The sequence below is a fragment of the Streptomyces sp. NPDC087263 genome, from assembly GCF_044744645.1.
In the GTDB taxonomy this organism is placed as follows: domain Bacteria; phylum Actinomycetota; class Actinomycetes; order Streptomycetales; family Streptomycetaceae; genus Streptomyces.
In genome coordinates this window covers 1-24,704 of the sequence record NZ_JBIUYT010000014.1, presented here as the reverse complement: position 1 = coordinate 24,704, position 24,704 = coordinate 1, and the positions used below count along the sequence as shown (strand labels likewise).

Annotated in this window: 26 protein-coding genes, 1 pseudogene and 1 riboswitch; of the genes and pseudogenes, 12 read left to right on the top strand and 15 right to left on the bottom strand. The window is 70.0% G+C overall.

All coding sequences use genetic code 11. The features are described 5' to 3' along the window. The first annotated feature begins 117 nt into the window (after positions 1-117). From ACIPC1_RS35555 to otsB, 3 genes are all read left to right on the top strand, one after another. A complete protein-coding gene (locus ACIPC1_RS35555) occupies positions 118-1,362 on the top strand; it encodes an extracellular solute-binding protein (protein WP_402524789.1) in 1,245 nt (414 codons plus the stop codon). Between the two features lie 32 nt (positions 1,363-1,394). Continuing rightward, positions 1,395-1,658, top strand: a complete 264-nt coding sequence (locus tag ACIPC1_RS35550) for a DUF3263 domain-containing protein (RefSeq protein ID WP_402524787.1) — start codon at positions 1,395-1,397, stop codon at positions 1,656-1,658. A 292-nt stretch (positions 1,659-1,950) separates the two neighbouring features. Beyond that, entirely contained in the window at positions 1,951-2,796 is an 846-nt protein-coding gene (gene otsB / locus ACIPC1_RS35545) for a trehalose-phosphatase (RefSeq protein WP_402524785.1), read from the top strand. Here the strand turns inward: otsB and ACIPC1_RS35540 are convergent. Together ACIPC1_RS35540 and ACIPC1_RS35535 are read right to left on the bottom strand one after the other, a co-directional pair. Then, on the bottom strand, positions 2,793-4,217 hold the full coding sequence (locus tag ACIPC1_RS35540) for a trehalose-6-phosphate synthase (RefSeq protein ID WP_402524783.1): 1,425 nt from the start codon (positions 4,215-4,217) through the stop codon (positions 2,793-2,795). The genes otsB and ACIPC1_RS35540 overlap by 4 nt on opposite strands. Before the next feature lie 76 nt (positions 4,218-4,293). Beyond that, positions 4,294-5,268 carry a glucosyl-3-phosphoglycerate synthase gene (locus ACIPC1_RS35535; RefSeq protein ID WP_384392913.1) on the bottom strand — a complete coding sequence of 325 codons (975 nt, stop codon included), beginning with the start codon at positions 5,266-5,268 and terminating at the stop codon, positions 4,294-4,296. Between the two features lie 179 nt (positions 5,269-5,447). Then, positions 5,448-5,595, top strand: a riboswitch (SAM riboswitch). A 17-nt stretch (positions 5,596-5,612) separates the two neighbouring features. Between ACIPC1_RS35535 and thrC the strand changes: the two genes are divergently transcribed. From thrC to ACIPC1_RS35510, 5 genes are all read left to right on the top strand, one after another. Continuing rightward, on the top strand, positions 5,613-6,941 hold the full coding sequence (thrC, locus tag ACIPC1_RS35530) for a threonine synthase (protein ID WP_402524779.1): 1,329 nt from the start codon (positions 5,613-5,615) through the stop codon (positions 6,939-6,941). Beyond that, a complete protein-coding gene (locus ACIPC1_RS35525) occupies positions 6,938-7,213 on the top strand; it encodes a MoaD/ThiS family protein (protein WP_402524776.1) in 276 nt (91 codons plus the stop codon). The genes thrC and ACIPC1_RS35525 overlap by 4 nt, the downstream gene beginning before the upstream one ends. Positions 7,214-7,682: 469 nt before the next feature. Beyond that, positions 7,683-7,889, top strand: a complete 207-nt coding sequence (locus ACIPC1_RS35520; protein WP_164304865.1) for a cold-shock protein — start codon at positions 7,683-7,685, stop codon at positions 7,887-7,889. Positions 7,890-8,291: 402 nt separating this feature from the next. Next, entirely contained in the window at positions 8,292-9,917 is a 1,626-nt protein-coding gene (gene groL / locus ACIPC1_RS35515; RefSeq protein WP_384392903.1) for a chaperonin GroEL, read from the top strand. Between the two features lie 330 nt (positions 9,918-10,247). Next, positions 10,248-11,366, top strand: a complete 1,119-nt coding sequence (locus ACIPC1_RS35510) for an NADH:flavin oxidoreductase (RefSeq protein ID WP_402524772.1) — start codon at positions 10,248-10,250, stop codon at positions 11,364-11,366. 330 nt (positions 11,367-11,696) lie between these two features. On the opposite strand, the gene ACIPC1_RS35505 is transcribed toward ACIPC1_RS35510, so the two are convergent. From ACIPC1_RS35505 to ACIPC1_RS35490, 4 genes are all read right to left on the bottom strand, one after another. Continuing rightward, positions 11,697-11,972: a type II toxin-antitoxin system Phd/YefM family antitoxin gene (locus ACIPC1_RS35505; RefSeq protein WP_402524769.1), complete on the bottom strand. Its 276-nt coding sequence runs from the start codon at positions 11,970-11,972 to the stop codon at positions 11,697-11,699. 62 nt (positions 11,973-12,034) lie between these two features. Further along, on the bottom strand, positions 12,035-12,850 hold the full coding sequence (locus ACIPC1_RS35500) for a hypothetical protein (RefSeq protein ID WP_402525165.1): 816 nt from the start codon (positions 12,848-12,850) through the stop codon (positions 12,035-12,037). 283 nt (positions 12,851-13,133) lie between these two features. Further along, positions 13,134-13,355 (bottom strand): DUF397 domain-containing protein, encoded by a 222-nt coding sequence (locus tag ACIPC1_RS35495; protein WP_402524767.1) that lies wholly within the window; start codon positions 13,353-13,355, stop codon positions 13,134-13,136. Further along, positions 13,336-14,178, bottom strand: coding sequence for a helix-turn-helix domain-containing protein (locus ACIPC1_RS35490; protein WP_402524764.1), 843 nt, complete (start codon positions 14,176-14,178; stop codon positions 13,336-13,338). The genes ACIPC1_RS35495 and ACIPC1_RS35490 overlap by 20 nt, the downstream gene beginning before the upstream one ends. Before the next feature lie 111 nt (positions 14,179-14,289). Here ACIPC1_RS35490 and ACIPC1_RS35485 point away from each other — a divergent pair, with 111 nt between their 5' ends. Then, a complete protein-coding gene (locus ACIPC1_RS35485; RefSeq protein WP_402524762.1) occupies positions 14,290-14,679 on the top strand; it encodes a hypothetical protein in 390 nt (129 codons plus the stop codon). Between the two features lie 129 nt (positions 14,680-14,808). On the opposite strand, the gene ACIPC1_RS35480 is transcribed toward ACIPC1_RS35485, so the two are convergent. From ACIPC1_RS35480 to ACIPC1_RS35470, 3 genes are read right to left on the bottom strand one after another with little or no spacing between them, the layout of a single operon-like run. Then, complete coding sequence (locus ACIPC1_RS35480) at positions 14,809-15,594, bottom strand: ABC transporter permease (protein WP_402524760.1); 786 nt, start codon at positions 15,592-15,594, stop codon at positions 14,809-14,811. Next, on the bottom strand, positions 15,591-16,562 hold the full coding sequence (locus ACIPC1_RS35475; protein ID WP_402524758.1) for an ATP-binding cassette domain-containing protein: 972 nt from the start codon (positions 16,560-16,562) through the stop codon (positions 15,591-15,593). The genes ACIPC1_RS35480 and ACIPC1_RS35475 overlap by 4 nt, the downstream gene beginning before the upstream one ends. Before the next feature lie 42 nt (positions 16,563-16,604). Next, positions 16,605-17,270 (bottom strand): DUF4097 family beta strand repeat-containing protein, encoded by a 666-nt coding sequence (locus tag ACIPC1_RS35470; protein WP_402524756.1) that lies wholly within the window; start codon positions 17,268-17,270, stop codon positions 16,605-16,607. Between the two features lie 315 nt (positions 17,271-17,585). On the opposite strand from ACIPC1_RS35470, the pseudogene ACIPC1_RS35465 reads away from it, so the two are divergent. After that, positions 17,586-17,771 (top strand): annotated as a pseudogene (locus ACIPC1_RS35465) (MarR family transcriptional regulator); the annotation flags it as partial. Positions 17,772-17,790: 19 nt separating this feature from the next. Here the strand turns inward: ACIPC1_RS35465 and ACIPC1_RS35460 are convergent. The 4 genes from ACIPC1_RS35460 to ACIPC1_RS35445 all read right to left on the bottom strand — a co-directional run bounded on the left by ACIPC1_RS35460 (position 17,791) and on the right by ACIPC1_RS35445 (position 21,864). Continuing rightward, on the bottom strand, positions 17,791-18,378 hold the full coding sequence (locus ACIPC1_RS35460) for a hypothetical protein (RefSeq protein ID WP_402524754.1): 588 nt from the start codon (positions 18,376-18,378) through the stop codon (positions 17,791-17,793). Next, positions 18,375-19,868, bottom strand: a complete 1,494-nt coding sequence (locus tag ACIPC1_RS35455; protein WP_402524751.1) for a PTS transporter subunit EIIC — start codon at positions 19,866-19,868, stop codon at positions 18,375-18,377. The genes ACIPC1_RS35460 and ACIPC1_RS35455 overlap by 4 nt, the downstream gene beginning before the upstream one ends. A 16-nt stretch (positions 19,869-19,884) precedes the next feature. Next, positions 19,885-20,820: an N-acetylmuramic acid 6-phosphate etherase gene (murQ, locus tag ACIPC1_RS35450; protein WP_402524748.1), complete on the bottom strand. Its 936-nt coding sequence runs from the start codon at positions 20,818-20,820 to the stop codon at positions 19,885-19,887. 120 nt (positions 20,821-20,940) lie between these two features. Continuing rightward, positions 20,941-21,864, bottom strand: a complete 924-nt coding sequence (locus tag ACIPC1_RS35445) for a MurR/RpiR family transcriptional regulator (protein ID WP_402524745.1) — start codon at positions 21,862-21,864, stop codon at positions 20,941-20,943. Between the two features lie 55 nt (positions 21,865-21,919). Between ACIPC1_RS35445 and ACIPC1_RS35440 the strand changes: the two genes are divergently transcribed. Both ACIPC1_RS35440 and ACIPC1_RS35435 read left to right on the top strand, forming a co-directional pair. Continuing rightward, complete coding sequence (locus ACIPC1_RS35440) at positions 21,920-22,351, top strand: hypothetical protein (RefSeq protein ID WP_402524742.1); 432 nt, start codon at positions 21,920-21,922, stop codon at positions 22,349-22,351. Continuing rightward, the gene (locus ACIPC1_RS35435; protein ID WP_402524740.1) at positions 22,348-22,626 is read left to right on the top strand and encodes a DUF4031 domain-containing protein; all 279 of its coding nucleotides are present in this window, start codon (positions 22,348-22,350) and stop codon (positions 22,624-22,626) included. Before ACIPC1_RS35440 ends, ACIPC1_RS35435 begins: the two co-directional genes overlap by 4 nt. A 28-nt stretch (positions 22,627-22,654) precedes the next feature. Here ACIPC1_RS35435 and ACIPC1_RS35430 read toward each other — a convergent pair whose 3' ends face one another. Further along, complete coding sequence (locus ACIPC1_RS35430) at positions 22,655-23,719, bottom strand: GNAT family N-acetyltransferase (protein ID WP_402524738.1); 1,065 nt, start codon at positions 23,717-23,719, stop codon at positions 22,655-22,657. 63 nt (positions 23,720-23,782) lie between these two features. Beyond that, positions 23,783-24,451 carry a hypothetical protein gene (locus ACIPC1_RS35425; RefSeq protein ID WP_402524736.1) on the bottom strand — a complete coding sequence of 223 codons (669 nt, stop codon included), beginning with the start codon at positions 24,449-24,451 and terminating at the stop codon, positions 23,783-23,785. Between the last annotated feature and the right edge of the window lie 253 nt (positions 24,452-24,704).

Genomic DNA, 24,704 nt, shown 5'->3' with positions numbered 1-24,704 from the left:
GGCCCGTCAACCCGGAAGAGGTCTAGTCCACTTACGTGGTGTAGACCTTATGCCGGAATATCGAACGGCGAATCGACACAGGGTTGGGGCAAAGCGGTGCGGCGGCGTAGGACAGGAATGATCGCGGCGGTGTCCGCACTGGGCATGACAGCCACCCTCGGAGGCTGCGGAAGCTCCGGCGGCTCCGGAGATGTGACCCTGAGGCTGGTGGCCGCCGACTACGGCGACTCCGACGCCAACAGCTCCCAGAAGTACTGGGACGGACTGGTCAAGGAGTACGAGGCCGACCACCCGGGAGTGAAGGTCGAGGTCAGCGTCTACTCCTGGAACGACGTCGACCGCAAGGTCAGCGAGATGGTCGCGGCCGGGGAGGCGCCCGACATGGCGCAGATCGGCGCGTACGCCGACTACGCCGCCAAGGGTCAGCTCTACACGGCCGACGAACTGCTCTCCATACCCGTCCAGGCCAACTTCGCCCTCCAGCTCACCGACGCGGGCGAGCAGGAACGAGCGCAGTACGGCCTGCCGTTCGCTTCCTCCACCAGGCTGCTCTTCTACAACAAGACCCTCTTCACCCAGTCCGGGCTCACCCCGCCGAAGACCTGGGACCAGCTGGCTTCCGACGCCGAGGTGCTCAAGGCCGCGGGCGTGAAGTACCCGTACGCGCTGCCGCTGGGGCCCGAGGAGGCGCAGGCCGAGACCTTGCAGTGGATGCTGAGCGGCGACGGCGGCTACACCAACGACGTCGGTACGTACTCCATCGACTCCGCCGAGAACGTCAAGACCTTCACCTGGCTCAAGGACGAACTCGTCGGCAAGGGGCTCACCGGGCCCACCGCGCCCGGCAAGCTCAACCGGGCTGACGCGTTCTCCGCGTTCACGAAGGGCGAGGTCGGGATGCTCAGCGGGCATCCCACGCTGATGAAGATGGCCGCCGCGAAGGGGGTGGACTTCGGCATGGTGCCGATGCCCGGGGCCGATGGTCAGAGCAAGTCCACGCTGGGTGTCGCCGACTGGATGATGGCCTTCAAGCAGAACGGCCATGCCGAGCAGGTCGGTGACTTCCTCGACTTCGTCTACAGCGACAAGAACGTGCTCGCCTTCTCCCGTGAGTACGACCTGCTGCCGGTCACCACGTCCGCGTCCGAGGCCATGGCCGCCGACAGCGACGACCGGGATCTCGCCCCCTTCCTCGAGGAACTCGCCACCGCCGAGCTGTACCCCGTCGGCAAGACCTCCTGGGCCGGTGTCAGCGCCGACGTCAAGGCGCAGATCGGAAAGGCCGTGGGGGCGGACGGGAGTCCGGCCAAAGTGCTGGGGTCGCTACAGGCGGAGGCCGACGCGGTGGACAACGCGGCGTAGCGCTGTCAGTGGTCGGGGCTACGGTTCTGTCCATGGAACCCATGGAATCCAGCGAATCCAGCGAATCCAGGGAGGAACTCGGTCCGCGGGAGCGGGGGATTCTCGCCATGGAGCGGCGTGGGTTCGGGGGGCCGGGGGCGAAGGAGCGGGCGATACGGGAGCAGTTGGGGTTGGCGCCCGTGCGGTATTACCAACTCCTCAACGCCCTGATCGACGATCCGCGGGCGCTGGCTCATGATCCGGTGACGGTGAACCGGCTGCGGAGGGTCCGGGAGTCGCGGCGGGGGGAGCGGTGACGGGGGTGGGGGGTGTTTTTCGCCCCCTCCGCCCCTGCCCGTCCCTTGTTTCTGGGGGCTGCCGCCCCCAGACCCCCGCTTCGGCCTGGACGGCCTCGTCCTCAAACGCCGGACGGGCTGAAAACCTCTAGCGCCGACCGGCGCTGAAAGATCTCAGCCCCGGTCGGCGAAAGCTCAGCCCCTCCGGCGTTTGAGGAGCGGGGTCTGGGGCGGAGCCCCAGGACCAAGGGACGGGCAGGGGCGGAGGGGGCGAAAAAACCACACCCAGCCCATGCGCGGATAGGGTCCCCGTATGGCCAGCCATGCGGACCCCCTGCCGACCCCCACCACCCCCGCCGGCCGTGCCGGTCTCGACGCGATCCTCGCCCGGCCGGGCCACGCGGTGATCGGGCTCGACTTCGACGGGACGCTCGCGCCGATCGTCGCGGACCCCGAGCAGGCCCGCGCCCACCCGGACGCGGTCCCCGCACTCGCGGCCCTCGCCCCGAAGGTCGCCTCCGTGGCGGTCGTCACGGGACGCCCGGCCGCCGTGGCGGTCGAGCACGGCGGCTTCGCGGGGGCGCCGGGCCTGGAGCACCTGGTCGTGCTCGGGCATTACGGCGCCGAGCGCTGGGACGCGCGGACCGGCACGGTCAGCGCCCCCGCCCCACACCCCGGCGTCGCCACCGTCCGCGCAGAGCTGCCCGGGTTCCTCGACACGGTCGGCGCCTGGCAGGGCACCTGGATCGAGGAGAAGGGCCGGGCCATCGCCATCCACACCCGGCGCGCGGCGGACCCGCAGGCGGCGTTCGAGGCCCTGCGCGAGCCCCTCACCGAGCTGGCCGGCCGGCACGGCCTGATCGTCGAACCGGGCCGCATGGTCCTGGAACTCCGCCCGCCGGGGATGGACAAGGGCGTCGCCCTGCTCGCCCACGTCCGCGAGACCGCCGCGGAAGCGGTCCTGTACGCCGGTGACGACCTCGGTGACCTCCCGGCCTTCGCCGCCGTCGACAAGCTCCGCGCCGACGGCATCCCGGGCCTCCTGGTGTGCAGCGGCAGCGCGGAGGTCGCGGAACTGGCCGAGCGGGCCGACTTGGTGGTGGACGGCCCGGCAGGCGTCGTACAGCTGCTGAGGGCCCTGGCGGCGCGGCTCGGTTAGGGCCGGCTCTCCAACTCCCGCAGCTGCTCCAGGAACCACTGCGCCGGAGGCAGCGCCGTCGCCGCGGCGGCCAGCCGCTTGGTGCGCTCGGCCCGCTCACCGGCCCCCATCGACAAGGCCTCGTGCAGCGCCCGCGCCGTGCCGACCACGTCGTACGGGTTCACCACGATCGCGTCCTCGCCCAGCTCCTCGTACGCCCCCGCTTCCCGGGACAGCACCAGCACGCACCCCTCGTCGGAGACGACCGGCACCTCCTTGGCGACGAGGTTCATGCCGTCCCGGATCGGGTTGACGAGGGCCACGTCGGCGAGCCGGTACGCGGCGAGGGAGCGGGCGAAGTCGTCGTCGACGGCGAGCAGGACCGGGGTCCAACCGGGCGTGCCGTACGTGGAGTTGATGTCGTCGGCGACCCGCTGCACCTCGGCGGTGTATTCGCGGTACACGGCGAGGTCCTGGCGGGAGGGATAGGCGAAGGCGACGTGCACGACCCGTTCGCGCCAGGACGGCTGGTCCTCCAGGAGCTGCCGGTAGGCCAGCAGTCCGCGCACGATGTTCTTCGACAGTTCGGTGCGGTCGACCCGCACGATCGCCTTCCGGCCCTCGCCGATCTGCTCACGCAGGGTGGCCATCCGCTCGGCGACATCCGCCTCGTGCGACCGCTTGCGCAGGAAGTCCGCGTCCGCGCCGAGCCCGTGCACGCCGACACGGGTGTCACCGAGCCCGCCGACCAGCTCCTGCGCGCACGCGGTGAACGCGGACGCCCAGCGCTGGGTGAGGAAGCCGAGCCGGTCCGCGCCGAGCATGCCGCGCAGCACCTGCTCGGCGATGTCGTCGGGGAGCATGCGGAAGTAGTCCACCGGCGCCCACGGCGTGTGCGAGAAGTGCCCGATCCGCAGGTCGGGGCGGAGCTCCCGCAGCATGCCGGGGACGAGGGTCAGGTGGTAGTCCTGTACGACCACCACGGCGCCCTCGGCCGCCTCGTCGGCCAGCGCCCGCGCGAAGGCCCGGTTGTAGGCCTCGTACGACGCCCACTGGCGCCGGAACTCCATGTCGAAGACCGGCTCCAGCGGCGTCTGGTAGAGCATGTGGTGGACGAACCACAGCACGGAGTTCGCGATGCCGTTGTAGGCGTCCGCGTGCACCTCGGCGTCGATGTCCAGCATCCGTACGCCGTCCTCGCCGACCCCGCGCCTCACCGCCTCGCGGTCCCCGTCGCCGAGCGCCGAGCACACCCACAGGGCGCCCGCGTCCGGGCCGATCGCCGACAGGCCCGAGACCAGGCCGCCGCCGCCGCGCCTGGCCTGGAGCTCGCCGTCCTCGCGCACGTCGTAGGAGACCGGGCCGCGGTTGGACGCGACGAGGATCCGGTGGGAGCCCTGCGGGGATGCCGTGGAAGCAGCAGTCGAAGCCGTGGAAGCCATACGCGTCAATCTAGCCCGGCCCGGAAACGCTCAAACGTACGGACGGGGTACCGCGCAGACGTATACCGTCGACGGTTTACGCCGCTTTGCGTGACTGATACTCCGAGATTTCCGCCATCGGAGGCCGTTCTTCCGTATCCACGGAGTACGTGCGCGGCTCGAAGCCGGACTCGCCCCGTTCGAACTGGGTGATGGCCGGCCGGATGAGGTGGCCGCGGGCGAGCCGGAGCTGTGCGGTGCGGTAGATCGCGGCGGACATCCGGCCCAGCGCCTGGCCGTCCTGGTGCCGGTGCTTGCGCACACCGACGTCGACCTGGGCGAGCGCGTCCAGGCCCACCAGGTGCAGCGCGTCGACGAGCATGCCGAGCTCCACGCCGTATCCGACGGGGAACGGGAGCTGTTCCAGGAGGGTGCGGCGGGCCGCGTACTCGCCGCCGAGCGGCTGGACGAAGCCGGCCAGCTGCGGCCAGTGCATGTTCAGCAGGGGGCGTGCCATCAGTTCGGTGACACGGCCGCCCTGACCGGCCGCGGTTCTGCCGGAGGTGGGTTCACCCGGCAGGTTCAGCGGGCGGTCGTACATCGCCTTGACCAGGTCCACGCCCGGATCGGTGAGCAGCGGCCCCACGATCCCGGAGACGAAGTCCGACGAGAACTCCTTGAGGTCCGCGTCGATGAAACAGACGATGTCACCGCTCGTCACCAGGAGTGACCGCCACAGGACCTCGCCCTTGCCGGGCACGGCCGGGATGCGGGGAAGTATTTCGTCCCGGTGGACTACTCGGGCGCCAGCGGCGGCGGCGACCTCGGAGGTGCGGTCGGTCGAGCCCGAATCGATGACGACGATCTCGTCGACGAGGGGGACTTTGCGGGTCATCAGGTCGCGGCGGATGATGGAGACGATCTCACCGACCGTGGCCTCCTCGTTGAGCGCGGGCAGGACCACGCTCACCGTGGAGTTGGTGGATCGTTTCGCGGCTATGAGCTTCTTGAGCGGCCGGTCGGTCACGGACCAGGAGCGCGTGCTCAGCCAGCGCTCGACGTCTTCAAGCACGTGCGGCTCTCCCTTGCGTTCATTGGGATGCTTGTGCCCGTCGCCGCGGCAGCGTTTGGTGTGTCGCTGGCATCTCGCGGTTCGGACGGCTCTCTCCACCATCCAGGCCTTCGGTTACAGTCTTGAACAACGCTGATGACCATCGCATGTCGGGGGTCGTCCGGCGCACAACTGAATACCGCTCATCCAGAGGGGCAGAGGGATACGGCCCGTTGAAGCCCCGGCAACCCTCCAGCTGGTTCTTGTCACATCGATGTGGCGAGGCTCCCGGCTCGGGAAGGTGCCAAATCCGTCTCACGGCGAAGTGCGTCGTGAGGAAGATGAGGAGAAAGGGCCTCGCCTCCATGGCTGCGCAGACAGTTGCAAGCACCACTGCACACACCACGAACCCCGTGACCTCCCCGGATTCCGCGAACTCCGTCGACCTGGGCCCCGCCACCGCGCTTTCCTGCCGCGAGTGCGGACACCGCGTCCCGCTCGGCCCGCTCTTCGCCTGCGAGGAGTGTTTCGGCCCGCTGGAGATCGCGTACGACTTCTCGGCCTACGAGACCGAGGACCTCCGCAAGCGCATCGAAGCGGGCCCCGCGAACATCTGGCGCTACGCGCCGCTCCTGCCGGTCCCCGCGGACGTCGCGGAGAAGCCGAACATCAACCCCGGCTGGACCAAGCTCGTCAAGGCCGACAACCTGGCCCGCGCGCTGGGCGTCACCCCCGGCAAGCTCTTCGTCAAGGACGACTCCGGCAACCCGACGCACTCCTTCAAGGACCGCGTCGTCGCCCAGGCCATCGAGGCCGCCCGCGCCTTCGACTTCACCACCCTCTCCTGCTCCTCCACCGGCAACCTCGCGGGCGCCGTCGGTGCCGCCGCGGCCCGCGCCGGCTTCCGCTCCTGCGTCTTCATCCCGCACGACCTGGAGCAGGGCAAGATCGTCATGGCCGCGGTGTACGGCGGCGAGCTCGTCGGCATCGAGGGCAACTACGACGACGTGAACCGTTTCTGCTCCGAGCTGATCGGCGACCCGGCCGGCGAGGGCTGGGGCTTCGTCAACGTCAACCTGCGGCCGTACTACGCGGAGGGCTCGAAGACCCTCGCGTACGAGATCTGCGAGCAGCTCGGCTGGCGGATCCCCGACCAGCTGGTCATCCCGATCGCCTCCGGCTCCCAGCTCACGAAGATCGACAAGGCTCTGCAGGAGCTGATCAAGCTCGGCCTTGTGGCGGACAAGCCGTACAAGATCTTCGGTGCCCAGGCCGAGGGCTGCTCGCCGGTGTCGGTGGCCTACAAGGCCGGCCACGACGTCGTACGGCCCCAGAAGCCCCACACCATCGCCAAGTCGCTCGCCATCGGCAACCCGGCCGACGGGCCGTACGTGCTCGACATCGCGCGGCGTACCGGCGGCGCCGTGGAGGACGTGAACGACGAGCAGATCGTCGACGCGATCAAGCTCCTCGCGCAGACGGAGGGCATCTTCGCCGAGACCGCGGGTGGCGTGACGGTGGGTGTGGCGAAGAAGCTGATCGAGAACGGTCTGCTCGATCCGACCCTCACCACCGTCGTCCTCAACACCGGCGACGGCCTCAAGACCCTGGACGCGGTGGCCTCGGACACCGGGCTCACCGCGACCATCCGCCCGAACCTGGACTCCTTCCGAGAGGCTGGCCTCGCGTCATGAGTGTCAACGTCCGCATCCCCACCATCCTGCGCACCTACACCGGCGGCAAGGCCGAGGTGACGGCCGAGGGCGGCACCCTCGGCGAGGTGATCGCCGACCTGGAGCAGAACCACACCGGCATCGCCGCACGCGTCCTGGACGACCAGGGCAAGCTGCGTCGCTTCGTCAACGTGTACGTGAACGACGACGACGTCCGCTTCGAGCAGGGCCTGGAGACGTCGACGCCGGACGGCGCGGGCGTCTCGATCATTCCGGCCGTCGCCGGAGGCTGACCGTCACGCGTCATTACTTACGGTGATTGCCGTTACCTTAGGTAATTGCGGTCACCGAGAGTTCATCGAATTGCCCCCTCCGTGAGAGAAGCGGAGGGGGCAATTCTGTATGGTTGAGCGCGGTACAGTTGGGGAAGCCGCTTCGCTTTCGAGTTGGTTTCATGCCGGGCGCATATGAGTCCTCGCCCGATGCCCGACAAGAAGTAGCCAAAGTGCCCCGCCTCTTTGAGCCGTTTATGGCATTTACGGGGCCCGACTTGCCCTGAAACTTTGCGAATTCTCCGCATATTCCCGATCGGTCGTGCTCAGAATTCTCGTCCGATTGACCTGTTGCAGAGGGCAGTTGGACAGATACATTCAGCCGCGGTCGACGCGTTCCGGCGCACACCCCCAATCCTTGGGGGGTGAGGTCTGACCCGGGCCCGCGAAGTGCGGTCCTGTGCAAGGGCCAGTAATAGGGGAGTTAGGCATGGCTCAGGGCACCGTCAAGTGGTTCAACGCGGAGAAGGGGTACGGCTTCATCGCGGTCGACGGTGGTGCGGATGTATTCGTCCACTACAGCGCGATTCAGATGGACGGCTACCGCACCCTTGAAGAGGGCCAGCGGGTCGAGTTCGAGATCTCGCAGGGCCAGAAAGGGCCGCAGGCGGACATGGTCCGGCTGGCGACCAGCTGAAGCACGCGCCGACTGATAGTTCTGTTCGACGTGACGAAGGGCTCGTACCTCCACCAGGGGGTGCGGGCCCTTCGGTCTGCCCGTCCGTCTGCCCGTCCGTCTGCTCGTCGGTCTGCTCGTCTGCCCGCCCCCTGCGGCCGGCTGTCCGCGGGTCCCTCCGGCTGTCTTCGCGCCGTGCGCGCCCCCTGCTTCACCTGGGGATCTTCCGGAGTCGCTTGCACTCGGTAGGGGCGAGTGCTAATCATTGGCGTTAGCACTCTGCAGGTGAGAGTGACAACGAGGACCGGGTCAGTGAGGCCCGCAGGCCAAGTGGGGCAAGGAACCACGAGGCAGGCAGGCCGTCCGTCGCGGGCGCGGGCGCGGTCCGGAGCAATCCACCCCAGTCCGGGAGGACCACTTCACATGGCCAAGATCATCGCGTTCAACGAGGAGGCGCGGCGCGGTCTCGAGCGCGGGATGAACCAGCTCGCCGACGCCGTCAAGGTCACCCTTGGTCCCAAGGGTCGCAACGTCGTCCTCGAGAAGAAGTGGGGCGCCCCCACGATCACCAACGATGGTGTTTCCATCGCCAAGGAGATCGAGCTCGAGGACCCGTACGAGAAGATCGGCGCAGAGCTGGTCAAGGAAGTCGCCAAGAAGACGGACGACGTCGCCGGCGACGGTACGACCACCGCGACCGTTCTGGCGCAGGCGCTGGTCCGCGAGGGCCTTCGCAACGTAGCCGCGGGTGCCAACCCGATGGCCCTCAAGCGTGGTATCGAGAAGGCCGTCGAGGCCGTCTCCGGTGCCCTGCTCGAGCAGGCCAAGGATGTCGAGACCAAGGAGCAGATCGCCTCCACGGCCTCCATCTCCGCCGCCGACACCCAGATCGGCGAGCTCATCGCCGAGGCTATGGACAAGGTCGGCAAGGAAGGCGTCATCACCGTCGAGGAGTCCCAGACCTTCGGTCTGGAGCTGGAACTCACCGAGGGTATGCGCTTCGACAAGGGCTACATCTCGGCGTACTTCGCCACCGACATGGAGCGTATGGAGTCCGTCCTGGACGACCCGTACATCCTGATCGCCAACTCGAAGATCGCCAGTGTCAAGGACCTGCTCCCGCTCCTGGAGAAGGTCATGCAGTCGGGCAAGCCGCTGCTGATCATCGCCGAGGACGTCGAGGGCGAGGCTCTGTCGACGCTGGTCGTCAACAAGATCCGTGGCACCTTCAAGTCCGTCGCCGTCAAGGCGCCGGGCTTCGGTGACCGCCGCAAGGCCATGCTCGGCGACATCGCCATCCTCACGGGCGGCGAGGTCATCTCCGAGGAGGTCGGCCTCAAGCTGGAGAACGCGGGTATCGACCTGCTGGGCCGTGCCCGCAAGGTCGTCATCACCAAGGACGAGACGACGATCGTCGACGGCTCCGGCTCTGCCGACCAGGTCGCCGGCCGGGTCAACCAGATCCGCGCCGAGATCGAGAACTCCGACTCGGACTACGACCGCGAGAAGCTCCAGGAGCGCCTGGCGAAGCTCGCGGGCGGCGTGGCCGTCATCAAGGCCGGTGCCGCCACCGAGGTCGAGCTCAAGGAGCGCAAGCACCGCATCGAGGACGCCGTTCGCAACGCGAAGGCGGCCGTCGAGGAGGGCATCGTCGCCGGTGGTGGCGTGGCCCTCATCCAGGCTTCCTCGGTCTTCGAGAAGCTGGAGCTCACGGGTGACGAGGCGACCGGCGCCAACGCCGTGCGGCTCGCCCTGGAGGCCCCGCTCAAGCAGATCGCCATCAACGGTGGTCTCGAGGGTGGCGTCATCGTCGAGAAGGTGCGCAACCTGCCCGTCGGCCACGGCCTGAACGCCGCGACCGGTGAGTACGTCGACATGATCGCCGAAGGCATCATCGACCCGGCGAAGGTCACGCGCTCTGCCCTGCAGAACGCCGCCTCCATCGCCGCGCTGTTCCTCACCACCGAGGCCGTCATCGCCGACAAGCCGGAGAAGGCCGCCGCGGGCGGCGCTCCGGGCGGCATGCCGGGCGGTGACATGGACTTCTGATCGACCTAGGGGCCTCGGCTCCCGGTTGATCACCGTCCTTCGTACCGAGGGCGGCACCCCTTCTTCCAGGGGGTGCCGCCCTCGGGCGTTTCCGGGTGCCGTACGGAGGCGTGTCCGGCCCCCTCCGCGTGATCCGGACGCGTGTCCTGGATCACGAGGAAGGCGCGCGGGAGCCGGAATGCGCTGACGGGCGAGGCGGTTGAAGTTCCTGGCAGGAACTAATGCGCGTGCACATATCCATCACATGTATCTATGCATGAGCATCACGCATCCTGCTGCCTGTCTTCCTGCCAGCCGTCCGACCGAACCTCTCCCCACAGGAGCCCTCACGTGACAACCGCTCCCTCCCGCGCGGCCCAGATCCTGTCCCGCCCCGTCTCCCTCAATGGCCTGACCGTCCCGAACCGGATCGTCATGGCGCCGATGACCCGCCAGTTCTCCCCGGGCGGCATCCCCGGCGAGGACGTGGCGTCGTACTACGCCCGCCGCGCCGCCGCGGGCGTGGGCCTCATCGTCACCGAGGGCACGTACGTCGGCCACGACTCGGCCGGGCAGAGCGACAGCATCCCCCGTTTCCACGGCGAGGAGCAGCTGGCGGGCTGGGCGAAGGTCGCCGAGGCCGTGCATGCGGCGGGCGGGAAGGTCGTGCCGCAGCTGTGGCACATCGGCATGGTCCGCAGCGCGGGCCAGCCGCCGTTCGCGGACGCCCCCGCGGTCGGCCCGTCCGGTCTGCGGATCGACGGCACGGCCGGTACGGGCAAGGAGATGACCCAGGCCGACCTGGACGAGGTCATCGCCGCGTTCGCCGAGGCAGCGGCCGCCGCCGAGCGGATCGGCTTCGACGGGGTCGAACTGCACGGCGCGCACGGCTACTTGATCGACCAGTTCCTGTGGGAGGGCACCAACCGCCGTACCGACGCGTACGGCGGTGACCTGGTCGCCCGTACGAAGTTCGCGACCGAGATCGTCGCCGCCGTCCGCGCCGCGGTCTCCCCCTCCTTCCCCATCGTCTTCCGCTACTCGCAGTGGAAGCAGGAGGCCTACGACGCCCGCCTCGCGGAGACACCCGAGGAGCTCGGCGCCCTGCTGACCCCGCTCGCCGAGGCCGGAGTGGACGTCTTCCACGCCTCCACGCGCCGCTACTGGCTCCCGGAGTTCGAGGGCTCCGACCTCAACCTGGCCGGCTGGACGAAGAAGCTGACCGGCAAGCCCACCATCACCGTCGGCTCGGTCGGCCTCGACAGCGACTTCCTCCGCGCCTTCGCGGGCGAGGGCTCGGCGGCAGCGGACCTGGACAACCTCCTGGACCGCCTGGAGCGCGACGAGTTCGACCTCGTCGCGGTCGGCCGCGCCCTGCTCCAGGACCCGGAGTGGGCGGCGAAGGTACTGGACGGACGCCACGGCGAGCTGGCGCCGTACAACCCGGCGTCCCTGAAGTCACTGAGCTGAGCCTCGGCTCCGCTGGTAGATCCTGTACGCCGAGGGCGGCACCCTTTTCTCCTGGGTGCCGCCCTCGGCGTTGAGGGGGCGGGTCAGGTGCTGCGACCGACTTTCAGCACGTGGATGGTGACGGTGGTGCCGTCCGGCCGGTACAGCACCCGCCAGGTGCCGATGTGCAGCCGGTAGGAGCCCGAAGCGCCAGGGCGCCGGCCTCTTCCGGGCGTGGGTCGTCGGCGAGTGCGCGCACTGCCGCAGTAGTCGCCTTGGCGCCCACGGGGTCGACGATGCGGAGCCGCCGGAACTCGTCCATGGCGTGCTGCTCCCACGCCACTGCGTAAGTCACGAAGAGGCCTCCCGGCGGTCCTCTTCCTCCAGCTGTGCCATGAACTCGTCATGAGACATGGAGGGGCCGGATGGAGCCGCCTCACGCGCCTGTGCTTCAGCGATGTCCGCCTCGTCGCGCAGCCGATGCAGTTCTTCCAGCTCGCTTATGGGGATGAGCGCGGCAGCGGGCTTGCCGTACTCCGTGATCAGGATGTGCTCCTGGCCGTGCCGGACCCGGCCGACCAGCTGACCGAGCTGATTGCGGGCTTCCACGAGCGGATACGTCTCCATGCAAAAACTGTACACACCCGCGTGTGTGTGCGGTGGGCTCACTGACATCTGCGGGCGGGTGGTCAAGCGCGTGGCCTTTCTCGTCGGTCGACCATCGCTGCGCGGGCTGCGGCTGCGTGGGCGTGAACTGCGGAGGTTGGCAGAGGGGCGGTATGCCGGGGCGGGGCCGCCTCACCCCGGCATGCGCCGCAGACGCCGCCCGGCAGGGCATCCGGGCGGCCCGGTGTGCCGCACTTCGCGCACTCCAGCACGCGCAGGGGCGGGCGTGGGGCCGGGGCGGGCTCGGGCGGCAGCTTGGAAGTCAGGCGGGTGCGGACGAGGGCGGCCGGGCTGTGGACCGGTGTCGGGAGTCCTGAGGTCAGCGCCTGGAGTACGTGGTCGTCGGTGGCGCCCCTCGCGAACCACTCCGTCAGCAGGGGGGCGAGGTCCGCGCAGGATGCGGCCGACAGGGACAGGGCCGGGGACGTGCGGCCCAGCGCCGCCAGCAGGATGTAGGCGCGGGAGCGGGTCGGGGCCGGGCTGTCGGGCTGCTCCCGCGGTACGTCTCCCCTCGTGAACGCCGCCCACCAGTCGTCGTCCCGCGCCGTGCGCGAGAACCACGTTCGGGTGATCCAGCGCGGGCTGCCCGAGTCGGCCAGGTGTTCGCGGCCCCGGCGCAAGTGCCCTGCCCGTTGAAGGTTGTTGAGAGCTGTGCGCAGGGCGCATTGGCCGTACGGGAGTGTCTTGGCCAGCGTCTTCACGGAGATGTCGGCGCCGCCGGGGAGGCGGTCGATGTACGCGGCGACTGCTGCTTCGCGGGGCGGGAGGTGCGCGAAGTCGTGAGCCGTGCGGGGGAGTTGGCCCGGGGTGGCGCGTTTTCCGTAACCCGGGTTGGCCATGGGGTGCGGGAGTGCGTGCGCGGGCAGGAGGGCAGGACTAAGCTTGGCTACAGCCACGGGATCGGCCTCTATAACTCGATCTTGTTGGTCAAGCCCCCGCAGGTGTTGCTAGCGCCTGGCGGGGGCTGTTTGCGTATTTGGGCACGCTAATCCCTGGTGACTGTCCGTGGCAAGCCGGTCGCGTCAAGTCAACTCGCGGGGCGGGAGGGCGGGTTGGGGCCCTCCACCCATTCCTTGCAAAGAAGGCTCGGAGCTGGGGACTTGAGCTTCGGGGCGCCGCCGACTACTCGGCGCTGGAGTTCTTCACGTCCGTCACGAACGCCGACCACGCCTCGGCCCGGAACACGAGCTTCGGGCCGAGGGGGGCTTTGGAGTCGCGGACAGGGACGAGGGGGCCTGGGAAGTTGGGGGCGACTTCCAGGCAGTCGGCACCGTCGCCACCGCTGTAGCTGGACTTGTGCCAGGCGGCAGTGCTCAGGTCGTACTCAGGACTGTGTCGCTTCATGTGCGTAATCCTCGGCCACTGACTCGACCAGGGCCAGGGATTCTTGAGGGGAGAGCGCACTGGCCCTGAGCAGGTCGAAGGTCAGCTCATGGCGTGTGACGGCAGCTGGGTCGTCCATCAGCTGTCCAACGCCCACGCCCTCGACGTAGGCGAGAGGAGGCGCGTCGGGAAAGTACATGAGCTTGATGCCACCCGGTAGGGATCCGATCGCGCCTGCGCTGAACCGGAGTACCTGCATGAGGATCCGGCGACGACGTGCCAGGTCTGCCACATGATGGAGGGCCCCTGCCATAACCTCCGGTCCGCAGACCGGGCGACGGAGGGCGGCCTCGTCGAGGACCACCCACAACAACGGGGTTGTTGGATCGTCCAGGAGGCGGGTGCGCTCCATCCGGTTCGTCACCAGCTCATGGACCTCGGTGTCCCGAAGGGTCGGCCAGTAGGCGCGGAACAACTCCTTTGCGTAGCCCGGCGTTTGAAGTAGACCTGGGATCAGCGTTGGGGTGTACTGCCTGATCGACGTGGCGAGCGACTCCGCCTCCACTGCTTCAGTGAAGTGGTTCGGGTACCTGGACTTGGCGGAAGCCGCGCAGTTGCGGGTGAAGAAGCCGTTCGTGCCCAGGATCTCGTCAATCTGGACGGCGTATTCGAGGTGCATGCGCCGCGTCCCGGCCTCCAGTTGGCCGATGAACGAGCCGCTGACGAAGAGCGGTTCGCCTAACTTGGCCTGGCTGAGGCCGGACCTCTCCCGCGCATGCCGCAGCTCGGCGCCCAGCAAGGCGCGTGGTGACGACGACGGGTCGAGGTCCTTCGGTCCTGCCACGGCAACTCCCTGTCCGACAGCCGATGTTGTTGGGGCGGCCTGTCTGGCCAGGTTAGAGGCGTAACGGCCACGCTGTGTTGCGAAGAGTGAACTCTGCGTGGAGGTGAAGGAATGCTGCGGTCGACGGAAGAGGTCGTCGCGCTTCGGGACGCGCTCACGGGCGTGGGTGTCGTCCTGCCGTCCCTGTGTGTCGACCCGGTGACCGGCGCGAGCGACGAGCCGTTCGCCCTGGTCGTCCTGGGGCGTTGCAACGTGCGTACGGCCGAGAAGCTGGCGTCCGTGCTGCGCGGGGAGCGCCCGCCGGTCGGGGCGCACGTCGTGGACGTACGGGATGGGCGGGTCGGCGAGGTGATGGGGCATGTGGGCGGGAACGCGCAGTTGCGGCCCGTGGGCGGGGGCCGGGAGTGGGACTGCCCGCCGGAGTCGACCGGGCCCGCGGCGCAGGAGGAGGTGTTGCGGGCCCGGGTACGGGAGAGGAACCGTGCGGCGCGCCTCCCCTGAATCACCGACCCACGATGCGAAGCAGCCGTCCGAGACCGCGGTCAGGGCGGCGTACGCCGACGTGGTGTCGGAGTAACGCCGCCCTGGGGCGGGACGAGTTGCGGGAGGTGGCCCGCGCTGCCACGGCGGTTACTTCGGGTCGCTGTTGAACTTCGAGGTCGACCAGAAGTAGCCGAGCACGGTCAGCGCGAGGCACCAGGCGATGGCGAGCCAGCCGTTGTTGCCGATCTCGGTGCCGAGGAGGAGGCCGCGAAGGGTTTCGATGGCCGGGGTGAAGGGCTGGTACTCGGCGATCGGCTGGAACCAGCCCGGCATGGTGTCGGCCGGGATGAAGGCGCTGGAGAGGAGCGGGAGGAGGATCAGCGGCATCGCCATGTTGCTGGCCGCTTCGGCGTTCGGGCTGGCCATACCCATTCCGACCGCGATCCAGGTGAGTGCCAGGGCGAAGAGGGCGAGTAGTCCGAAGGCCGCGATCCACTCCAGGACCGTGGCGTCCGTGGACCGGAAGCCGATGGCCACGGCAACCGCACCGACGAGGACCAGGCTGGCGAGCACCTGGAGCACGCTGCCCACGACGTGCCCGATGATCACGGACCCGCGGTGGATCGCCAGCGTACGGAAGCGGGCGATGATCCCCTCGGACATATCGGTGGCGACGGACACCGCCGCCCCGATCACGGTGGACCCGATGGTCATCATCAGGATGCCGGGGACGATGTAGGCGATGTAGTCGGAGCGGTCGGCGCCGCCGATGCCGGCGCTCATCACGTCGCCGAAGATGTAGACGAAGAGCAGGAGCAGCATGATCGGGGTGAGGAGAAGGTTGAGGGTGAGGGAGGGGTAGCGGCGGGCGTGCAGGAGGTTGCGGCGGAGCATGGTGGTGGAGTCGCGTACGGCGAGGGAGAGGGTGCTCATCGGACGTTCTCCTTGGGCTGGTTGGGCTGGTTGGGGAGGGTGGTGGGGCCGGTGAGGGCGAAGAACACGTCGTCGAGGTCGGGGGTGTGGACGGTCAGTTCGTCGGCTTCGATGCCGGATGCGTCCAGCCGGTCGAGGATGGAGCGCAGTTCGCGCTGGCTGCCGTCGCTGGGGATGGTCAGGGAGAGTGCTTCGTCGTCGCGGGTGGTCTCGTGCAGGGCGGTGGCGGCGGACTGGTAGGCGGTGGGGTCGGTGAAGCGGAGCCGTACGTGTCCGCCGGGGATGAGCCGCTTGAGCTCTTCGGCGGTGCCCTCGGCCGCGATCCTGCCGTCGTTCAACACGGCGATGCGGTCGGCGGGTTCGTCGGCCTCTTCCAGGTACTGGGTGGTGAGGAAGACGGTGACGCCGTCGGAGACGAGTTCGCGGATGATCTGCCACATGTTGTGGCGGGAGCGGGGGTCGAGGCCGGTGGTCGGCTCGTCGAGGAAGATGATCCGCGGGTTGCCGACCAGGGTCATGGCGATGTCGAGGCGGCGCTTCATGCCGCCGGAGTAGGTGGAGGCGGGCTTCGTCGCGGCCTCGGTGAGATCGAAGCGCTCCAGCAACTCGGCGGTGACCCGGCGGCCCTCGCCCTTGGGCAGGTGGTGCAGGTCTGCCATGAGGAGCATGTTCTCCTCGCCGGTGATCAGGCCGTCGACGGCGGAGAACTGGCCGGTGACACCGATCGCGGCCCGTACGGCCTGCGGGGCGGTGGCCAGGTCGTGGCCGCCGATGTGGATGTCGCCGGTGCCCGGGTCGGCGGTGATGAGGGTGGAGAGGATCTTCACGGCGGTGGTCTTGCCGGCACCGTTCGGGCCGAGCAGCGCGAACACCGACCCGGCCGGGACGGACAGGTCGATGCCGTCGAGCACGGTCTTGTCGCCGTAGGACTTGCGCAGCCCGTTCGCCGCGATGGCCAGCTTGGTCATGATGAGTGCTCCTTATAGGGGCTGAGAGGCTGCGTGGCGCGGTCAGAGGCTGCGGGCGGTGATGTCGCCGTGCGCGGTGGTGGCGCGGATGTCGAGTTCGGCGGCGCCGTCGTTCTTGAGGGCGTTGCTGACGCGGCCGTAGCCGGTGCCCGCGTCCAGGGAGGCGGAAACCCCGGCAGCGGCGGCCACCGAGATGTCGCCGGACTGGGTGCGCAGTTCGACCGTGCCCCGTACGGCCTCGGTGATCCGGATGTCGCCCCTTGCGGTGCTGATCTCCGCGGGGCCGGTGAGCCGCCCGACCTCGACGTCGCCGTCGATCGCGGTGAGGCGGACGCCGGCGGCCTCGTCGATCTTGATCTGCCCGTAGGCGCCTTCGAAGGCGATGTCGCCGAGGCGTCCGACGCCCCGGAGCTCGGCGGCGGTGGACTTCGCCTCGATGCGGGAACCGGCGGGCAACTGGATGGTCACCTCGACCGATCCGGAGGGGCCGAGGATCCGGTTCTTCGCCGGTGCGGTAGCGATCCGCAGGACGCCGTCGTCGTAGGCGACCGTGATCTGCTCCGCCGCCTTCACGTCGCGGCCCTTCGAGGCATCCGCGGGCAGGACCTCGACCGTGGTGTCGGCCCGGTCGGCGGCGATGAACTGGATGCGTCCCGCGGGGATGTCCAGGACGGCGGCGACCGGGGTGGGGGTGGCGAACTTCTGCATGGTGCTCTCCTTCGATTCGGTGTTTCCGATGAAGGAAAAGCTACGTTGCGTTCATGGATTCTTCAATGCTCTTGTTGCGTGAGATCGCTATATATGCAGGTAGGAGCCAGGTAATCGTTGCAACAATCCTCAATGGTAATGCAACGATCGTCGTGTGTGCGTTGCAATGAAATGAAGGTGAACGCTATGCTGGAGGCCTCAAGGAGCGCGAAGGAGACCGCAATACCCGGAGACAGGGTCACCCAGCAGAAACGTCGGCAGATCGCGTCGGGGCTGGCCGACGGCCTCGCCTCTGCGGAGATCGCAAGAGGCGCGGCCAGCGTCGGCGTCCTCGGCCCGCGCGCCCCCGCCGCCACCCGCCTGGAGAACGTCGCCCGCTTCCTCGACTTCGTCGGCGAAGCCATCACCCGCGCCGCGGAACAAGCCCGCGAGATCCTCTACACGAAACCCGGAACGACCTCGGACGGCACGACCGGGCCGCGTTCGGATCAGGCCGCCTGACCGGCGCGGGGCGCGGTGTCTACAGGTTGCCCATCGGTTCGATGTCGATCTTCACCGGAGTGCCCCAGATACGCAGCACCTCGTAGTCCGTGAACTCGTGGATCAGGCGGTAGGCCATGCCGGGGCGGGGGGTCTTGCGCTCGGCGGCGAGGTAGCGCTCGGCTTCGATGCGGTCGCGGCGGGGGGTGCCGCAGAGCTGCCAGGCCTGGCCGTTCCAGACTTCCGGGAGCCAGCGCTGCTGGGGCTGGGGGCGGTCTTCGCGCAGGCCGTAGCGGGACTTCGTGCGCTCCGTGGCCTCTTCCGGGCCGAGGGGACGGCTGTGCGAGTAGGTGTCGTTCACCTGCGAGCGGCGGGCGGTGCGGCGGCGGGTCTCGCAGAGCAGGCAGAGGTCGGCGGCGGCCTTGTCGACCGGGCCGTTCGGGTGCTCGGCGCAGCGGGTGGTGGGCGCGGCCGTCGTGACCGTCTCGTCCAGCAGGTCGAGGGCCCGCTTCAGGTCCGCCTTCACCTCGTGCAGCTTCGCGTCGGGGGTGTCCGAGTTCAGCGCGTCGCCGTGCTCGCCAAGCACGCGCAGGGCGCGGCCGAGAGCGGTGAGCTGTGCGTGGTTCACGGTGTTCGGTTCCCTCCCCGGGCGTTTTCCTGACTTCCCGAAGGGTCGCACACGCCACTGACAGCGGCGCCCGTCACAACCCCGCCGCCGGCGCCACTGAGCGCGTCTCTGACAGACGGCCCGAGACCGAAGACATACGTCGCCCCGAAGCCCACCACATACCCCGTCAGCAGCCCGCCGGCGTAGATCGCGGCCGTCATCGCCAGCCCTCCGCTGCCTGCCAGGAGCGGGAACAGTGCCCACCCCGACGGTCCGATCGCCGTCGACCCCACCTGGTCGCCGAGCATCGCGAAGAAGCCGATGAAGGCGCCGCCCGCCGCGCCACCCGCGCAGGCGGTCAGGAAGGGGCGGCCCAGGGGGAGTGAGACGCCGTAGATCAGGGGTTCGCCCACGCCCAGCAGCCCTGCCGGGAGCGCCGACTTGATCGTCGTACGCATGGAGTGGTCGTGGCGGAGGCGGACGTAGACCGCCAGGGCCGCGCCGACCTGGCCCGCGCCTGCCATGGCGAGGATGGGGAGCAGGACCGTGTAGCCCTGCTGTTCGATGAGGGTGGTGTGGATGGGGATGAGGGCCTGGTGCAGGCCGAGCATGACGACGGGGAGGAAGAGGCCGCCGAGGATCAGGCCGGCGAAGGCGCCGGTGGTGGCGAGGAGCCAGTTCGCGGCCGAGCCGATGGCGGTGGAGAGCTCGCCGGCCGCGTACATGAGGGCGTACAGGGTCACCAGGCCGGTGAGCAGGACCGTGAGGGTGGGGGTGACCAGGACGTCGAGGGCCTCGGGGACCCAGCGGCGGCACCACTTCTCGACGTACGTGCCGAGCAGCGCGGCGGCCAGTGCGCCCAGGACGCCGCCCTGGCCCGGCGCCAGCGTCACCCCGAACGCCGTCACCTTCGCGACCCCCGCGTACACGATGACCGCCGCCACCGCGCCGCCCAGGATCGGGGTGCCGCCGAACTCCTTCGCCGTGTTGTAGCCGACGAAGACCGCGATCAGCGCCATGAAGCCGGAGGCGATGGCGGCGAGGGCGGGGGTGAGGGACGGGAGGCAACCCAGGTTGACCAGCAGGCCGTTCAGGCCCGCGATGACTCCGCAGCCGATCAGGGCGGGGATCAGCGGGACGAAGATGTTCGCGACGCGGCGCAGCAGGAGCTTGGTGGGGGTGGCGTTGCGCTGTCGTCTCACCTCCTTCAACCCGGCGCCTTTCGCGGCGAGTTCACCCGCCGTCGTGAGCAGCGCCTCGAACTCCGGGGTCACCCGGGCGACGGTGCCGGGGCCCAGGACGACCTGGTAGGTGTCGTCGTCCGTGACCACGCCGAGTACGGCGGGGAGGGCTCGCAGGGCGTCCTCCTGGACCAGGGTCCGGTCCCGCAGGCCCACGCGGAGGCGGGTCATGCAGTGGGCCACGGAGGTGATGTTCGCGGGGCCGCCGAGGAGGGGGAGCAGGGCTGCCGCGGTGGCGGCGGGCGAGGTGGGGTCTTTCGGTGTGCGCACCACCCGAGGGTGCTGGTCAGCGGGGCGCCGCCGCGAGCGCCGCGCGCAAGTGGCCGTGGCTCTCCTCCAGAAGGCGGGCGGCGGTCGGGCCGTCGACGCCGCCCAGGATGGTGAGGATCGCGTTCTTCACCTCGCCGTCCGTGGCGGCCAGGGCCCGCTCGATCTCGTCGTCGGTGGCGCCTGTCGCGAGCGCGACGATGCGGCGGGAGCGGGCGCGGAGCTTCTCGTTCGAGGCGCGTACGTCGACCATCAGGTTCCCGTACGTCTTGCCGAGCCGGATCATCGTGATCGTCGAGAGCATGTTCAGGACCAGCTTCTGGGCCGTGCCCGCCTTCAGCCGGGTCGAGCCGGTCAGCAGCTCAGGACCGACGACCACCTCGATGCCGTGGTCGGCGGCGGCCGCCAGCGCGCTGTCCGCGTTGCAGGACAGGCCGATCGTCAACGCGCCCTGCTTGTGGGCGTGTTCGACGGCGCCGATGGCGTACGGGGTGCGGCCGGACGCGGAGACCCCGACCACCGTGTCGTCGGGTGTCAGGGCGAGATCCGCGAGGTCCCGCGCGGCCAGTTCCCTGGAGTCCTCCGCGCCCTCGATCGACGTGACCATCGCGCTCGGGCCGCCCGCGATCAGGCCCACCACCTCGGACGGGTCGGTGTTGAAGGTGGGCGGGCACTCGGACGCGTCCAGGACACCGAGTCGGCCCGCCGTGCCGGCGCCCGCGTAGATCAGGCGGCCGCCCCGGGCCATCCGCTCCGCGACGTCGTCGATCGCGGCGGCGATGAGCGGGAGCCGCGCGGCGACCGCCGCCGGGACGGTCGCGTCCTCGCCGTTCATGAGCCGGGCGATCTCAGCCGTGGGCAACTGATCGATCTCGGCGAGCTCGGGACGGAACGCCTCGGTGGTGAGGGTCTCCAACTCGGCGCGGAGGTGGCGGTAGTTGGCGTTGGAGGTCATGAGGAGCGGCTCTTTCCGTGCGGGGTGGTGAGGAGGCGCCCTTCGGGGGCGCGGGGAACTGCGCGACCAGCCACTGACGGTCCGCAGCGCTCCAAACGGCTTCAGGTCTCCCGGGCCCGGCTAGCGCGAGCGCCCCCGCGGGCTGTGCCGGTGCGCCAGCGCCTCGTACGAGGCCGACAGCGCCGGCGCCGCCGTCTCGTACGTCCGCTGGGCGACTCCCACGAACAGGCAGTCCACGACCAGCAGCTGACTCGTCCGGGACGACATCGCCGCCGGCCGCAGCTCGCTCTCGCGGGCCGTCGAGGTGGTGAGGATGTGGTCCGCGTACTGCGTCACGGGTCCGTCCGGGCGGCCGGTTATCGCGATCGTCGTCGCGCCGCGCTCGAAGGCGACCCGGAGGGGTTCGATGATGTCGCCGGTCGAGCCGGAGTGGGTGATGGATATCGCCACGTCCTTGGCGCGCAGCTGCACCGCGTTGGTGACGGCGAGGTGCGGGTCGCTGTGCGCGTGGGCTATGAGCCCGATGCGGAGCAGCTTCTGGGCGAGGTCCTGGGCGACGAGGCCGGACGCGCCCTGTCCGTAGATGTCGATACGGCGGGCCGTGGAGAGCGCGGTGACCGCCGCGCTGAGCTGGGCCATGTCGAGCCCGGCCGCGGTGTCGGCAAGGGTCTGCTGCTCGTCGTACGCGAGCTTGGCGACCACGTCGGCGATGGGGTCGTCGACCGCGATGTCGGCGGTGACGGCGGGTGCGCGGCCCGACTGCTGCTGGGCGGCGAGCCCGGCGAGGGCGAGGCGCAGGTCGCGGTAGCCGGGGTAGCCGAGGAGGCGGGCGGTGCGGACCACCGTCGCCTCGCTGGTGCCGGTGAGCTCCGCCAGGCCGGTGACCGTGAGGGCCGCACAGCCCGCCGGGTCGGCGGCGACGGCCTCCGCGACCCGCTGCATGGAGCGCGTCATCGACGGGGCGAGCGTCCGGACCTTCGCCGCGAGGGCGGCCGGGGCGGGCGGTGCCTCGCCGGCGAAAATTTCCTTCACTTCATGGGTCACGTCTGAAAGATATTTTCCGCTGGGGCATGCGGTCAAGGGTGCGCACAATAGGTGCATGAACCCCATCGGCGACCCCAACGGTGATCCCACCGACGACCCCGGCAGCGGCCCTGTCAGCCCTCTGGAGCAGGCGTTGCACGCGGCTCGCGCCCGCGTCCTCGCCGATCTCGCCGCGCGCGAGGTCGCCGACGCCGATGTCGTCTCGCTCGTCGAGGAGTCGGTGGTGCAGCGCCGCTGGTGGGTCGAGCAGTGGCCGGACGGCGCGGCGTACGTGGCCGGGCTCGTCGCCCAGGACGTACAGGACGGCCTTCTCGAACGGTACGGGCGCTGGCCGCTGTGCTCCGTCTGCGGCTCCGGCGACCCGCACACCCTGGAGGTCGAACCCGAGCTGGGTCCCGACCCGCACTGGGTCTGCCACCAGGCCGGCGTGAAGGTGGCGTCGGTCGGTCTGCTCGGCACGGCGAGCGGCGGGACCCCGCCCTCGTGACCGTCTACATCGACCCGCCCACCTGGCCGGGCCACGGCCGCGTGTGGTCCCACCTGATCAGCGACGTCTCGTACGACGAACTCCACACCTTCGCCGCGGACCTGGGCGCCCCCCGGCGCGCCTTCGAGCGTGATCACTACGACATTCCCTCGCACCGCTACGAGGACGCCGTGCGCGCCGGCGCGGTGCAGGTCAGCAGCCGCGAGGTGGTGCGACTGCTGTACGGGGCGGGGCTGCGCAGGGCCAAGAGGTGGGCGGGGCCGGGGAGTTCGTAGCCTGGACTGTTTTACGGCCCCGGCCTGCTCAGTTCAGCAGCTCGTACGCGAACTGCTGCTCGTCCTCGCTCACCCACGTGAACCCGGCCCGTGAAATCACGCCCTGGGACGGCACGTTGGCCCGGTCGACGGTCGCGAACAGTGCCTGTACGTCGTCACGCGCGAGCGCCCACCCGGTCAGGGCGCGCAGCGCCTCGGTGGCGTAACCCTGCCCGCGGGCGCCCTCCACCAGGTCGTAGCCGATCTCGGCGCGGCCCTCCTCGTCGGGGGCGCCGTGGAAACCCATGCCGCCGACCGCCCGGCCGTCCTCGGTCCGCACCAGGACGAAGAGGCCCCACTCGGGGCGGAGCACCCCTGCCTCGTACGCCTTCACGACCATTCCGGCGGCGTCCCGGGTGCCCTCGAAGGGGCCGCCCTCGATCCACTCGAAGCCGCCCGTGCCGCCCGCGCGCAGATCGGCGGCGCCCGCGGGTGTGACGCCTTGCAGGGTGAGCCGCTCGGTGGCGATCACCAGGTTGTTGCTCCAGGTCCACTCGGTGACCGGGGCGCGGCCGGGCAGGTCGCCGCGGCCGGTCGCCCAGAGCAGGGTGCGCCAGTGGTCGGGTCCTGGCCTGACGTGCGGGAAGATCCGCGTGAGTACGTCCTCGCAGAGCTCGGCCGGAGGCTCGTACGGGATGCCGAGGCCCTCGGCGATGTCGTGCGTGTGCAGCAGGACCTCGGCGACGCCCATCGCGGCGAAGCCCTCGCGGTTCGCGCTGCGGAAGGGGGAGGGGTGGAAGGCGCGCACCTCGCGGGGTGCCGTGCGGATCGCGGCGGTCAGCAGGGCGCCGGTCGTCTCGATCACGTCGACGACACCCGCGTTGTCGGCGCCGTGGGTCATGACGAGCTCGAAGGGGATGAATCCCGGGGCACGCACGGCCAGCCGGCTCGCGTACATGATGAGATCGAGGCAGATGTGCTCGGCCGTCCTGCGGCAACTCCAGTCCAGGCGACCCGCGTTGACGCCCTCCCAGTCCCGCCCGGTCACCGTCCGCAGCAGCGCCGCGCTGCCCGCCACGGCCTCCGACACCTGGTCCCCGCCCATGTCTCGCATGCGGGTGAGGATAGGCGCGATCAGGCTTCGGTACGTATCGGATTGTTCGGGGCGAGGGTCCCGTCACCCGGAGCCCAGTCGCGTGAGCTCCGCACGGAGGTTCTCCCGTGCCCGTTCCTCCCACTCCCGTTCCCCGTACGGCGTCCTGAACAGCCTCGGCAGGTCCAGGAGTTGGCGCAGGATCGCCGCCCTGCCCGCGCGGAACGCCTCGTCGGGGACGAAGGTGTACTCCTCGCGGACGGCCGCCGTGTACTCCGCGTACGCCGGCGGGGCCGAGGCCAGGATCGCCAGGTCGGCGTCGCAGAGGACCTGGCCGTTGCGGTCGTCGTCCGTGGGGGCGTGGCCGATCGTGAGGCGGACCAGGCGGGCCACCTCCGCCGTGCCGGGGGAGGGCACCCCGGCCTCGGGGAGCGCGCGTTCGGCCAGGCGGGCCGAGCGCTCCTCGTTCTCGGAGCGGTCCGGGAGGTAGACGGCGTCGTGGAACCAGGCGGCGAGGCGCACCAGGTCCGGGGCGTCCGCGTACTCCTCCAGTACGTCGATGTGGTCGAGGACCGCGGTGAGGTGGGTGACGGTGTGGTAGCGGCGCTGGGGCTCCTGCCAGCGGGCGAGGAGGTTGTCCGCGTACGGGGTCGGGTCCGGGGCCCGGTCCGGGGCGCCGGGGGCGCGGGACCCCTCAAGGGCGCGGGTCCAGCGGGTGCGGAGGGCGTCGAGGGCGTCGAGGTCGTCGGGCATGGGGTCATTGTGGCTGGGTGGCGGGTGGCGGGTGGCGGGTGGCGGGTGGCGGGTGCGGGGTGCGGGGTGCCGGGTGGGCTGGGGTGGGGTTTGTTCGCCCCCTCCGCCCCTGCCCGTCCCGTTTCGGGGGGGGGGGGGCCCCCCCCCCCCCCCCCCCCCCCGGGGCCCCCCCCCCCCCCCCCACCCCCCCCCGGCAGACACCCCCCCCCCGGGGCGCCGCCACCCCCCCCCCCCCGCCAACAAAATATAATAA